This is a genomic window from Microbacterium sp. AC026 (assembly GCF_979258475.1).
This window is the reverse complement of record NZ_OZ409857.1, coordinates 688,541-701,428: the sequence shown is the minus strand read 5'-3', so window position 1 is coordinate 701,428 and position 12,888 is coordinate 688,541. Positions and strand designations below refer to the sequence as shown.

Genomic DNA, 12,888 nt, shown 5'->3' with positions numbered 1-12,888 from the left:
CACACATGAGCGCAGCCGTCCCGACGCCGTACGAAGACCTTCTCCGAGACGTGCTGGAGTCCGGCACTCACAAGTCCGATCGAACAGGAACCGGCACCACCAGCGTCTTCGGGCGGCAGATCCGCTTCGATCTCTCCGAGGGCTTCCCGCTCATCACCACGAAGCGGGTGCACTTCAAGTCGATCGCCTACGAGCTCCTCTGGTTCCTCAGGGGCGACTCGAATGTGAAGTGGCTGCAGGAGCATGGCGTCACCATCTGGGACGAATGGGCGGATGCCGACGGCGATCTGGGTCCGGTCTACGGAGTGCAGTGGCGCAGCTGGCCGACGCCGGAGGGTGAGAGCATCGATCAGCTCGCTCAGGTGATCGAGCAGATCCGGCAGACGCCCGACTCCCGGCGACTCATCGTGTCTGCCTGGAACCCGGCGGACATCCCCGACATGGCGCTTGCTCCCTGTCACGCCCTGTTCCAGTTCTACGTGGCGGACGGCAAGCTCTCCTGCCAGCTCTATCAGCGCAGCGCCGACCTGTTCCTCGGCGTCCCGTTCAACATCGCGTCCTACGCCCTGCTGACGTTGATGGTCGCCCAGCAGGTGGGACTCGAGCCGGGTGACTTCGTCTGGACCGGGGGTGACTGCCACATCTACGACAATCACCTCGACCAGGTGAATGAACAGCTCACGCGCGAACCGTATCCATACCCGACGCTGAGGTTCGCCCGGAAGCCCGAGTCGATCCTCGACTACGACTACGAGGACTTCGTCGTCGAGGATTACCAGCACCACGCTCCGATCAGGGCGGCGGTCGCGGTATGACCTGGGTCGGGCTGATCTGGGCCGAGGCGCACGGCGGCGTCATCGGAGCAGAGGGCGGCATGCCCTGGAACGTCCCCGAGGATCTCGCTCACTTCAAGGAAGTCACCCTCGGCGCTCCCGTGATCATGGGTCGCAAGACGTGGGACTCGCTCCCTGAGCGCTTCCGCCCGCTTCCAGGGCGAGAGAACATCGTCATCACCCGCCAGCAGGACTGGTCCGCGGACGGCGCCCGTCGTGCCGCGACCGTCACGGACGCGGTGCGCGGCCACGAGAAGGTATGGATCATCGGCGGCGCCGAGATCTTCCGCCTGGTGATCGCCGACGCCGACCGCCTCGAAGTCACCGAGCTCGACATCGAGGTCTCCGGCGACGCGTATGCGCCGTCCAAAGCCGGGTGGCGGCTCGTGAACGAGGGGGAGTGGCAGACGTCGCGCTCCGGCATCCGGTTCCGCTTCCTGGGATACGAGCGCTGATGCCCACCGCACTGATCACCGGAGCGAGCGCCGGCCTCGGCGCAGAGTTCGCGCGCCAGTTGGCCCGGCGCCGAGCCGATCTGATCCTCGTCGCACGTTCCGCCGGCGATCTCGAGGTCGTGGCGGCCGAGTTGCGCAGCGAGCACGGTGTCGCGGTCGAGGTGCTTCCCGCCGACCTGTCGATCGACGAGGATGTCGAGCGCGTGGCCGACCGTCTCCGTGATGTCTCCGATCCGGTCGACCTTCTCATCAACAATGCAGGCTTCGGCCTCCCGCTGCAGTTCGCCGACAACGACATCGACGACGAGGTGCGCCATCTGCGCGTTCACGTCGAGGCGTCGATGCGGCTCATGCACGCGGCGCTTCAGACGATGCGCGGCCGTGGGGGCCGGATCATCAACGTCGCGTCCGTCGCAGGGTTCATCTCGCGCTCCACGTATTCCGCGTGCAAGAGCTGGTTGATCGGATTCAGCCGCTGGGCGAATGTCGAGTACGCACCCGACGGAGTGACGGTCACCGCCGTCTGCCCGGGTTTCACGCACACGACCTTCCACGAGCGGATGGGACTCGAACCGGGGCACGAGGGCGTTCCCGGCTTCATGTGGCTCGACGCGCGGAATGTGGTCCGCGAGGCGCTCCGTGACGCGGCGCGCGGAAGGGCCGTCTCGATCCCGTCGCTGCGTTACAAGGCGATCGTCGCTGTCGCGTCCCTGCTTCCGAGCGCGCTGACCTCCGGCGTCGCACGTCGCGGCCGCGTCTGATCTGAACGTCGACCGCGTCCCGCTGTGGGCGCGCCGTGCGCGAATGAGGGCGCTAGGAGATCAGCGGAATCTGCCCAGACGGATACCGGCGTATCCGATCGCCGCCACGGTCTCTCCATCGGTGATGCGGCCATCGGAGATCATGCCGAGGACGTCGGAGAACGGTACCCAGGTGACGGCGTCGATGCCCTCCTCCGCCTGCGTGCGAGTGGAGTCGTCGGACGGAGTCAGACCCCGAGCGAGGAACACGTGCTCGGGGGCGTGGGCGATCCCGTTCAGGGCGTTCATCGTTCCGAGTTCCGTCCAGTCCTCGGCGACGAAGCCCGTCTCCTCGAGCAGCTCGCGCTGCGCTGCCGCGAGCGGTTCTTCGCCGTCGCTTCCTCCGGCAGGAATCTCGATCGAGACTCCGGTCGTGTAGCGCTCGAGAGTGATGAGGCAGACGCGGTCCTCGTGATCGAGTGCGACGACGAAGACTGCCGGATGCCGCATGGTCACCACACCGTAGATGCCATCGCCCCCGGGCCCCGTGACCTGGTCCTCCCGAACCTCGATCCACCGGTTCTCGTACACCGTCGACGATTCGTGTGTGACCCATGCCATGGAGTCGAGCCTATGTGGATCCCTATCGAGATGATGGTCGCGATCGTCCGGGGAGATGTCATCCGCCGTCCCTCGTCTGGGTGAGCGGCATCCGAACCGATACGCTGGGGGCATGACGCACTCGGGCAACCCCTTCGGACAGGTTCTCGTCGCGCTCGTCACTCCGATGACGGCCGACGGCGAAGTCGATTGGCCCGCCGTCGAGAAGCACATCGATGACGTCATCACCGCCGGTGCTGACGGAATCGTCGTGACGGGAACGACCGGCGAGACCTCGACCCTGACGGACCCTGAGAAGCTCAAGCTCGTCGAGGTCGGAAAGTCGGTCTCGGCCGGACGCGCCAAGATCATCACCGGCGGTGGATCCAACGAGACCGCGCACGCGATCGAGCTCTACAAGGCGAGCGAGAAGGCCGGCGCAGACGCCATCATGATCGTCACGCCGTACTACAACAAGCCGACCCAGGCCGGGATCCTCACGCATTTCCGCCTGGTGGCCGACGCCACGGACCTCCCGGTGATCCTCTACGACATCCCCGGTCGCACCGGCGTGCCGATCAAGTACGAGACCATCCTGCGCCTCGCCAAGCACCCGAACATCCTCGCAGTGAAGGACGCCAAGGGCGACTTCTCCGAGGTGAGCCGCGTCCTGAACCAGACCGACCTCATGTACTTCTCGGGAGACGACGCGAATGTTCTGCCGCATCTCGCCATCGGCGCGACCGGCCTGATCGGCGTGACCGCCAACGTCGCGGCGGCTCCGTACCGCACCATCATCGACGCCGTCAACCGAGGCGATCTGACGACGGCCACGGCAGAGCACAAGAGGCTCGAGCCGCTCGTGCGCGCGGTCATGACGCATGTCCCGGGAACCGTCGCCGCGAAGTACATCCTGCACGGCCTGGGCCGGATCTCCAGCCCCCGCGTGCGTCTGCCCCTGGTGGGTCCCGAAGAGTGGGAGGCCGCGCTCATCGAGGACGAGCTCGATCTCGTGAGGGACGTTCCGGGAGCAGACTTCTCCAACTTCCGCCCCGACCGCAACGCGGCCGCGGGCGGCGCCCTGCCGAAGGTGCACGGCACGACCCGCTGAGAACGCACGCGCCGAGGCGCGTCACCATGAACGAACGGACGCGTGGAGTGTCCGACTGAGGAGACAGCATGTCCATCCCGCTCGCAGAACCCGCAGCTCTCGACGAGGGGACGCTGCGGGTCACTCCGCTCGGCGGACTCGGTGAGATCGGTCGCAACATGACCATCTTCGAGTTCGACGGCAAGATCCTGATCGTCGACTGCGGAGTGCTCTTCCCGGAGGAGCACCAGCCCGGAGTCGACCTGATCCTGCCGGACTTCGAGCCGATCAAGAGCCGCCTCGACGACATCGTCGGAGTCGTCCTCACCCACGGGCACGAGGACCACATCGGTGCCGTTCCCTACCTGCTGCGCCTGAAGAGCGACATCCCCGTGATCGGATCGGGCCTCACGCTCGCGCTGGTCGAGGCGAAGCTCAAGGAGCACCGCATCAAGGCCTACACCCTCACGGTGAAGGAGGGCCAGCGGGAGCAGGTCGGACCGTTCGACCTCGAGTTCGTCGCGGTCAACCACTCGATCCCGGACGCACTCGCCGTGGCGATCCGCACTCCCGCGGGCCTCGTGCTGGCGACCGGCGACTTCAAGATGGACCAGCTTCCGCTCGACGGACGCATCACCGACCTCCGCGCGTTCGCCCGCCTCGGCGAGGAAGGGGTCGACCTGTTCCTCGTCGACTCGACGAACGCCGACGTGCCCGGGTTCACGCCCACGGAGCGCTCGATCGGCCCCGTGCTCGATCAGGTCATCGGCAAGGCGCCTCGCCGGGTCATCGTCGCGAGCTTCTCGAGTCACGTGCACCGCGTGCAGCAGGTTCTCGACGCCGCGCATGCGCACGGCCGACGGGTCGCGCTGCTCGGACGCAGCATGCTGCGCAACATGACGATCGCCGAGGACCTCGGATACCTGAAGGTGCCGAGCGGTCTTCTCATCGACTACAAGAAGGCCCGCGACCTTCCGGACGACAAGATCGTCTACATGTCCACCGGCTCGCAGGGCGAGCCCATGGCCGTTCTGAGTCGCATGGCCAACCTCGACCACGCGATCGAGCCCGGACCGGGTGACACCGTCATCCTGGCCTCGAGCCTCATCCCCGGCAACGAGAATGCCGTGTACCGCGTGATCGACGGTCTGACCAAGCTCGGCGCGAACGTGGTGCACAAGGCGAACGCCAAGGTGCACGTCTCGGGCCATGCTGCAGCGGGTGAGCTCATCTACTGCTACAACATCCTGCGACCCAAGAACGTGCTGCCCGTGCACGGCGAGTACCGCCATCTGATCGCCAACGCCAAGCTGGCGCAGGACACGGGCATCGAGGCCGAGCGCACGATCATCGCCTCGAACGGCACGGTCATCGACCTGAAGGGCGGCGACGCCCGAGTGGTCGGCCAGCTCGATCTCGGTTTCGTGTACGTCGACGGCTCGACCGTCGGCGCGATCACGGACGCAGACCTCAAGGATCGTCGGATCCTGGCTGAAGAGGGCTTCGTCTCCGTGATCGTCGTGGTCGATGCCGCCACAGGTCGCATCATCTCCGGTCCGGAGATCCACGCGCGCGGCATCGCCGAAGACGATTCCGTCTTCGATGACGTCACCCCGAAGATCGTCGCCGCCCTCAAGGAGGCCTCCGGCAACGGCGTGCGCGACACGCATGCGCTCTCGCAGGTCATCCGTCGGACCATCGGGCGCTGGGTCAACCAGAAGCTCCGTCGTCGTCCAATGATCGTCCCACTGGTCATCGAAGCGTGATCGGAGCCCGGTGGTTCGCGGGTTCCCAGTCGACCGACACTCGGCTGTAACGCGAACGGCCTAGGCTCACTCCATGCCGGACGTCTTCTCGATTCGACCCGCCGACCAGGCGGACGGGAGCTTCCTCGGCGACATGGTCGTCGAGGCGGCGAACTGGCGCTCCGGCGGGGCACGCGCTCGGCATGAGATTCTCAGCGCCGTCGAGCACCGGCGCTACATCGCGGGGTGGATGCGGCCGGCGGATGCCGGGTTCATCGCGCTCGACTCCGATCTGCGACCCATCGGTGCGGCGTGGTATCGGATGCTCGCGCCGGACGACGCAGGCTTCGGTTTCGTCGGAACCGCGGTGCCCGAGCTCATCATCGGAGTGCAGCCGATCTGGCGGGCGCACGGAGTCGGACGGACCCTGCTTCGACGCCTCGTCACCCACGCGCGCGAGCAGGGGCACCCTCGGATCAGCCTCAGCGTCGAACGGGACAACTTCGCGCACGCCCTGTATCGGTCGGAGGGTTTCGTGGTCACCGACGCGGGGGATCTCCGTGACACGATGGTGCATCGCACGTCCTGATCTCCCTTCGCGGGCCCGGGAACCGGCCGGAATGCCGCGTCATTACGGGTGAATGTCGGCCTCTGGCCGTAACGTGAGAGCATGGCCAGGAGTACCACGAAGTCCGCGCGCGCGTCCGAGAGCGCCACGCCTCGCCCGAAGCGGCAGGCTGCGCCGAAGGCCCAGGCTGCGCCGAAGAAGTACATCGACGAGATCGACAAGCCTCCGGTGGCGGTACGAGCGTGGAACGGGCTCGCCCACGGCGTCGGTGGTCTGTTCCGGGCATTCGGCCCGGAGACGCTCGACAAGGATGACCGGCGCGACGGATTCCCCTTCCTGCTGGTGCTTCTGGCGATCGCCGGAGCGGTCAACGAATGGTTCTTCATCGGCAACGAGGTCGCGTCGAACATCAGCGCCTACTCGGTGGGGCTTCTGGTCGGGCGCGTGGCTTTCGTCATGCCCGTGCTGCTGCTGCTGCTGGCAGGGTGGCTGTTCCGCCATCCCTCATCCGTCCACGACAACGGGCGCATCGGCATCGGCTTCGGACTCTTCGTACTCACCCTGGCAGGCTTCTGCCACATCGCAGCGGGTCGAGTCGACTCCGCCGGACTGCTCGTTCGTGCGCAGCCCCGGGACGGCATGCCTGCGCTCAGCGAAGCGGGCGGTCTCTTCGGCTGGATGATCGGTGAGCCGCTCTCGTATCTCACTCCGGTGGGTGCCTATATCGTCCTGGCCCTGCTGGCGGGACTCAGCATCCTGATCCTGACCAAGACTCCGCCGAACCGTATCGGGCAGCGCCTAGGCGACCTCTACGCGTGGATGTTCGACGCTGAGCGTACCGAGAAGCCTGTGAAGGAAGCCGCGGCGATCGACGAGTCCGACAAGGTCGACGACCCTGACGTCCTTCCCTGGTGGCGGCGGAACAAGACCGGCCGTGAGGAAGACCCCGACGAGGGGACGCTGGGCTCCGACGACATCACCGCGCTGCTGACGACCTCCGAGCCGACTCCGGCTTACGATCAGGCCGTCGTCGTGGAAGATCCGTACGACGCGGCGACGGAGGTGCTGACGGACGTGCGGTCCGTGACGGAATCCCTGGCAGGGCAGCAGACCACCGCATTGCTCGACGACGAGTCCGACACAGGAGAGATGCCGGAGCTTCCGGGTCTCGACGGCTTCGGCACGGCAGGGCCGGGGAGCGAGGCCCCCAGGCCCCCGTCGCCCCGTACGTGCTGCCGTCGCCAGGTCTTCTGGTCGAAGGGCCTCCACCGGTCGCGCGCTCCGAGGCGACCGACAAGGTGATCGAGCAGATCACGAGCGTGCTGACGCAGTTCAAGGTCGACGCGAAGGTCACTGGTTTCTCGCGTGGCCCCACGGTCACCCAGTACGAGGTCGAGGTGGGGCACGGCGTCAAGGTCGAGAAGATCCTCCAGCTGAGCAACAACTTCGCGTATGCGGTCGCATCGAACGATGTGCGGATCCTCTCGCCGATACCCGGAAAGAGCGCGATCGGAATCGAGATCCCGAACGCCGACAAGGAGATGGTCGCGCTCGGCGATGTGCTCAGGTCTCCGGCAGCGCACAAGAGCACCCACCCGATGACGATCGGCGTCGGAAAGGACGTCGGTGGGAACATCGTCATCGCCAACCTCGCGAAGATGCCTCACCTGCTTGTCGCCGGTTCCACCGGCTCCGGAAAGTCGAGCTTCGTCAACTCGATGATCACGAGTCTGCTCATGCGCGCCCGACCCACGGATGTGCGGATGGTCCTGATCGACCCCAAGCGCGTGGAGCTGACGAGCTACGCCGGGGTGCCGCACCTGATCACACCCATCATCACGAACCCCAAGAAGGCGGCGGAAGCGCTGCAGTGGGTCGTGAAGGAGATGGACATGCGGTATGACGACCTCGCGTCGTTCGGGTTCCGTCACATCGACGACTTCAACCGTGCCGTCCGCGCCGGCGAGGTGGAGCTTCCTGTGGGAAGCGAACGCGTGCTCAAGCCCTACCCGTACCTCCTCGTCGTCGTCGACGAGCTGGCGGACCTGATGATGGTCGCCCCGCGCGACGTCGAGGACTCGATCGTCCGCATCACCCAGCTCGCACGCGCGTCCGGTATCCACCTCGTGCTCGCGACGCAGCGACCCAGCGTCGATGTTGTGACCGGTCTGATCAAGGCGAATGTCCCCTCACGCCTCGCGTTCGCCGTCACGAGCGTCACAGACAGCCGCGTGATCCTCGACAGCCCCGGCGCCGACAAGCTGATCGGACAGGGCGATGCGCTGTTCTCGCCCATGGGGTCGTCCAAGCCGTTCCGATTGCAGGGTGCGTGGGTCGATGAGAAGGAGATCGACGCGGTCGTCAAGCACGTGACGCGTCAGGCTCGTCCGGACTACCGCGCCGACGTCCAGGAAGCGCTGGAGCCCACGAAGAAGAAGGAAGTCGACGAGGACATCGGCGACGATCTCGAGCTTCTTCTCGCCGCGGCCGAACTCATCGTGTCGTCGCAGTTCGGGTCAACGTCGATGCTGCAGCGCAAGCTCCGCGTCGGGTTCGCGAAGGCCGGTCGCCTGATGGACCTCCTCGAGTCGCGAGAGATCGTCGGCCCGTCAGAAGGATCCAAGGCGCGCGATGTGCTGGCGACGGCCGAACAGCTGCCCCAGGTCATGGCGAAGCTGCGAGGCGACGACACTCCGCCGAAGCCGCCTGCCCCCTCCTCGGCCGCGACTGCTGCCGGAACGCCGCACGACCCGGTCGAGGCGCAGTTCCAGGGACTTCCTGTGGTCGAGGCTGAAGACGATGGCGACGAAGACGCCTGGGGACTGACGGGACGCGACTGATGGCCATTCCACGGCAGCTTCCCAACGCGATCACGGTCGCGCGCATACCGCTCGCGGTGATCTTCTTCGTCCTTCTGCTGATCGGTGGCACGTTCGGACTCGACGACATCGCTGTCCGCTGGATCGCCGCCGTTCTCTTCATCGTCGCGATCTCGACCGATTGGGTCGATGGCTATCTGGCCCGCCGCTACGAGATCGTCAGCGATTTCGGAAAGCTCTGGGACCCGATCGCCGACAAGCTGCTCACCGGCGCCGGTTTCATCGGTCTCGCGATACTCGGCGAGCTGAACTGGTGGCTGGTGATCATCATCCTCATCCGGGAGTGGGGCATCACGATCCACCGTCTCATGGTGGCGAAGGAGCACGTCGTGGCTGCGGCCTGGATGGGCAAGATCAAGACGGCAGTGCAGGCGGTGGCCCTGTCCTGGGCGCTGCTTCCGTTGCACGTCGTGATCGGGCTGGAGCCGTGGCTGCTCGTGACCGCGATCCTGATGGTCCTCGTGCTGATCCTCACCGTGGCGAGCGGAATCGACTACATCGTCGCGCAGGTGCGAGGCGCGCGGCAGCCCTCGTGACATCTGCGTCGGCCGTGCTCGCCGCGCTGGTCGAGCGTGGCTGGACGCTCGGTGTCGCGGAGTCGTTGACGGGCGGTGCTCTCGCGGCCGAGTTCGTCTCCGTGCCGGGGGCGTCGGCCTCGCTCCGCGGAGCGATCGTCGCGTACGCCACTCCGGTGAAGCACACGCTGCTGGGCGTCGACGACGCGCTGCTCGACGCGCACGGTCCCGTGCACCCCGACGTCGCTCTTCAGATGGCGGCGGGGGCGCGCGGTGCGTTGAACGTCGACGGGGCCCCTGCCGACGTCGGCGTCTCGACCACGGGTATCGCGGGGCCGGACTCACCTGACGGTCAGCCGGTCGGCACGGTGCATGTGGCCGTGGTGACGCCGGATTCCTCGGTGACGGAGGTGTTTCGATTCGACGGTGATCGTACCGAGGTGCGGGCGCAGGCGGTCGACGCGGCGATCGATATGCTCGCTCGGGTTCTGCGGGAATAGGGGATGGGTGCGCTCCGTTATGTCCTATGTGCTCACACCGAAAGCACAGCGTGCGAAGGTAGATTTTGTGAAGGTCGGTAGGACTAGACTGGCGGTCTCTTCGAGGGAGACCTCGAGAAGGCGATCTGGGAGGAGGTTCCGATGATTCTTGTACGACAGGAAATCGGCGATGTGCTGAGGGACTTCCGCCTGCAGAAGGGGCGGACGCTCCGGCAGGTTGCAAGCAAGGCTTCTGTGGCGCTGGGCTATCTCAGCGAGGTCGAGCGGGGCCAGAAGGAAGCATCGAGTGAGATTCTCGCCTCGGTGGCTGACGCTCTGGATGTTCCCATCTCGATCATCATGCGCGAGGTCGGCGACCGGATCTCGGTCCTCGAAGGCATTCAGGTCTTCCCTGATGTCGTTCCGGACGATCTCGTGGCTTCTGTCGAGCCCGAGCTGTCGCTCCACTGAACGTCGGACTCTCATAGCCTCTGATGCGACGTAGTGAGTTCCTCCGCGCAGTCGATGCGGAATTCGGCGGTCGCGGGTCATCTCTGATCAGCGACCTCGTTCTGACTCAGCTCGCCGGGCGCACTGCCGACGAAGCGCTGGACGCTGGCGTCGCACCGCGCGAGATCTGGCTGGCGCTGTGCGCCGAGACGGATGTCCCCCTGGAGCGGCGACACGGTGCAGGTCGTCTGGAGCCGCGCAAGCGATGACCCTCTGAGGTGTTCGCGGCGAGGGCCGCGTTCGAGGCGGTTTCGATTTGCGACACGCCGCGACGGCGTGTCGTCGAATATGTGTTCGAAACCGGCGTAGTCTTCTGCACAAGTGGTTCAGAGACGTTTCTCTCCCTGTTTCGCGGTGCTGACGACGCAATGTCGGAGGCTCCTCTTACGGTGAAGAACAAGCCGAAGAGCCATACGCCTTGTCGGAGAGTTCCGCCCAGCCGGGAGGACCGCGACAGCCTACAGGCGGCACCACGCGAGCATAAGGAGCACGTCATGCCATCACCCGCTGACCGCGAGAAGTCCCTCGAGACCGCCCTCGCCCAGATCGATCGTCAGTTCGGAAAGGGCTCGGTCATGAGACTGGGCAGCGACGAGCGTGCGCCTGTCGCCGTCATTCCGACCGGTTCCATCGCTCTCGATGTCGCCCTCGGCGTCGGAGGACTGCCGCGTGGACGAATCGTCGAGATCTACGGTCCTGAGTCGTCGGGTAAGACGACGCTCACCCTCCACGCGATCGCCAACGCTCAGCGCGCCGGCGGAATCGCTGCCTTCATCGACGCCGAGCACGCGCTCGACCCTGACTACGCCGCGAAGCTCGGTGTCGACATCGACGCCCTTCTCGTCTCGCAGCCCGACACGGGTGAGCAGGCGCTCGAGATCGCGGACATGCTCGTCCGCTCCGGGGCGATCGACCTGATCGTCATCGACTCTGTGGCCGCGCTCGTGCCTCGAGCCGAGATCGAGGGCGAGATGGGTGACTCCCACGTGGGTCTGCAGGCTCGTCTGATGTCTCAGGCGCTGCGAAAGCTCACCGGTGGGCTCAACCAGACGAACACCACGATGATCTTCATCAACCAGCTGCGAGAGAAGATCGGTGTCTTCTTCGGCTCGCCGGAGACCACCGCGGGTGGAAAGGCGCTGAAGTTCTACGCGTCCGTCCGAATGGACATCCGCCGAATCGAGACGCTGAAGGACGGCACCGACGCAGTCGGAAACCGTACGAGGGTCAAGGTCGTGAAGAACAAGATGGCTCCGCCGTTCAAGCAGGCTGAGTTCGACATCCTCTACGGCGTCGGCATCTCCCGTGAGGGCAGCCTGATCGACTTCGGTGTGGAGCACGGCATCGTCAAGAAGTCCGGGTCCTGGTACACCTATGACGGTGATCAGCTGGGACAGGGCAAGGAGAACGCGCGAACGTTCCTGCTCAAGAACCCCGACATCGCGCTGGCGATCGAGACCCAGATCAAGCAGAAGCTCGGCATCGGAGGAGCCACCGAGGCACCTGCTGACGAGCTCGCCGAGCGCCGCCCGGCATGATCGTGATGGTTCGCGGTTGTGGCGCAACCGGAGTGAACCATGAGTGATGGCGGGGGCGAGCCTCAGGAGCTCGCCCCCATCATCCCTCTGTTCGGCCGCGATTCCGCGCGGATGAAGCCGGTCGATCGAAGTACTGCCGGGTCCGATGCAGTCACCCCCGCGCCGCGGAAGACGCAGGCCTCGTGGAATCGACGGCGGTGGGAGTCGCATCCACCGGCGACTCGGCTCCAGCTCCACTCGTCGACTCTCGTGGGCCCAGCGAACGGCATCCTGCTCGAGGCGCTGCGGCTCGGTCTGCACCCCGATTGCGTGCACTGCAACCACACGACGACGACTCAGCAGATGAGAGCGGAGTCGATCCGTCGAAGCTGCGTGTCGACGCCGAGGAGCTTCTCGTGCGCAAGCTGAGGGCTCGATCGCTCTCTTTGTCCGAGGCGCGGATGGTGCTCAAGGGCTACGAAGAGAACGGCGTCCGGCTCGACTCCGGATCGATCGACGACGTGATCGACGACTTCTGTCGCCGCGGCTACCTCGATGACGCGGTTCTCGCCGATCAGCTCGTGATGTCGGGAATCGAGCGAAAAGGACAGGGACGGGTCGCTCTGTCGCGAGCGCTCTCGCAGCGGGGGATTCCCCGCGATGTGATCGACGCGGCATTGGGCGACGTTCCCGACGACGACGCGGAGCGTGCACTCGAGTACGCTCGCTCGAAAGCACGATCGATGTCCCGCCTCGACCCGGATACTGCTCTGAGACGCCTCGTCGGTCAGCTATCACGTCGCGGGTACAACGGTTCTGTCGCGATGACGGCTGCGAAGACGGCCCTCGCCGAGGGTTCTTCCGGCTCTTCCTCGTCGCGGGTCCGATTCGTCGATTCGGACTGACACCGGGGAGGGCGCGCACCTCGCCCGGCGCCGGCCGGTCAGCGGCAGCGGC

General features: G+C 65.9%; 13 protein-coding genes and 1 pseudogene. 13 read left to right on the top strand and 1 reads right to left on the bottom strand.

Going from position 1 to position 12,888, the window contains the following annotated elements; genetic code table 11:
• Positions 1–5 precede the first annotated feature (5 nt).
• Genes ACZZ93_RS03700 through ACZZ93_RS03690 form a run of 3 tightly spaced genes read left to right on the top strand, consistent with a single transcriptional unit; the run spans position 6 to position 2,049 of the window.
• Positions 6–815 carry a thymidylate synthase gene (locus tag ACZZ93_RS03700; protein WP_320488063.1) on the top strand — a complete coding sequence of 270 codons (810 nt, stop codon included), beginning with the start codon at positions 6–8 and terminating at the stop codon, positions 813–815.
• Positions 812–1,288, top strand: a complete 477-nt coding sequence (locus ACZZ93_RS03695) for a dihydrofolate reductase (protein ID WP_053095826.1) — start codon at positions 812–814, stop codon at positions 1,286–1,288. Before ACZZ93_RS03700 ends, ACZZ93_RS03695 begins: the two co-directional genes overlap by 4 nt.
• Positions 1,288–2,049, top strand: coding sequence for an SDR family NAD(P)-dependent oxidoreductase (locus ACZZ93_RS03690; protein WP_372983635.1), 762 nt, complete (start codon positions 1,288–1,290; stop codon positions 2,047–2,049). The genes ACZZ93_RS03695 and ACZZ93_RS03690 overlap by 1 nt, the downstream gene beginning before the upstream one ends.
• 60 nt (positions 2,050–2,109) lie before the next feature.
• Here ACZZ93_RS03690 and ACZZ93_RS03685 read toward each other — a convergent pair whose 3' ends face one another.
• On the bottom strand, positions 2,110–2,649 hold the full coding sequence (locus ACZZ93_RS03685) for an NUDIX domain-containing protein (protein ID WP_463510488.1): 540 nt from the start codon (positions 2,647–2,649) through the stop codon (positions 2,110–2,112).
• Positions 2,650–2,761: 112 nt separating this feature from the next.
• Here ACZZ93_RS03685 and dapA point away from each other — a divergent pair, with 112 nt between their 5' ends.
• From dapA to ACZZ93_RS03635, 10 genes and pseudogenes are all read left to right on the top strand, one after another.
• Positions 2,762–3,739 (top strand): 4-hydroxy-tetrahydrodipicolinate synthase, encoded by a 978-nt coding sequence (dapA, locus tag ACZZ93_RS03680; RefSeq protein WP_053095829.1) that lies wholly within the window; start codon positions 2,762–2,764, stop codon positions 3,737–3,739.
• Between the two features lie 68 nt (positions 3,740–3,807).
• On the top strand, positions 3,808–5,484 hold the full coding sequence (locus ACZZ93_RS03675; RefSeq protein ID WP_463510487.1) for a ribonuclease J: 1,677 nt from the start codon (positions 3,808–3,810) through the stop codon (positions 5,482–5,484).
• Between the two features lie 73 nt (positions 5,485–5,557).
• Positions 5,558–6,052 carry a GNAT family N-acetyltransferase gene (locus ACZZ93_RS03670; protein ID WP_056278507.1) on the top strand — a complete coding sequence of 165 codons (495 nt, stop codon included), beginning with the start codon at positions 5,558–5,560 and terminating at the stop codon, positions 6,050–6,052.
• An 81-nt stretch (positions 6,053–6,133) separates the two neighbouring features.
• Positions 6,134–8,871: pseudogene (locus ACZZ93_RS03665) on the top strand (FtsK/SpoIIIE family DNA translocase).
• Entirely contained in the window at positions 8,871–9,446 is a 576-nt protein-coding gene (pgsA, locus tag ACZZ93_RS03660; protein ID WP_053095833.1) for a CDP-diacylglycerol--glycerol-3-phosphate 3-phosphatidyltransferase, read from the top strand. Before ACZZ93_RS03665 ends, pgsA begins: the two are co-directional and overlap by 1 nt.
• Positions 9,443–9,925 (top strand): CinA family protein, encoded by a 483-nt coding sequence (locus ACZZ93_RS03655; protein WP_463510486.1) that lies wholly within the window; start codon positions 9,443–9,445, stop codon positions 9,923–9,925. Before pgsA ends, ACZZ93_RS03655 begins: the two co-directional genes overlap by 4 nt.
• A gap of 141 nt (positions 9,926–10,066) precedes the next feature.
• Positions 10,067–10,375 (top strand): helix-turn-helix domain-containing protein, encoded by a 309-nt coding sequence (locus tag ACZZ93_RS03650; protein WP_042541772.1) that lies wholly within the window; start codon positions 10,067–10,069, stop codon positions 10,373–10,375.
• Positions 10,376–10,398: 23 nt separating this feature from the next.
• Complete coding sequence (locus tag ACZZ93_RS03645; RefSeq protein ID WP_053095835.1) at positions 10,399–10,623, top strand: DUF3046 domain-containing protein; 225 nt, start codon at positions 10,399–10,401, stop codon at positions 10,621–10,623.
• Between the two features lie 285 nt (positions 10,624–10,908).
• Positions 10,909–11,952, top strand: coding sequence for a recombinase RecA (gene recA / locus ACZZ93_RS03640; RefSeq protein ID WP_053095836.1), 1,044 nt, complete (start codon positions 10,909–10,911; stop codon positions 11,950–11,952).
• Between the two features lie 395 nt (positions 11,953–12,347).
• Complete coding sequence (locus ACZZ93_RS03635; protein ID WP_463510485.1) at positions 12,348–12,836, top strand: regulatory protein RecX; 489 nt, start codon at positions 12,348–12,350, stop codon at positions 12,834–12,836.
• Positions 12,837–12,888 lie beyond the last annotated feature (52 nt).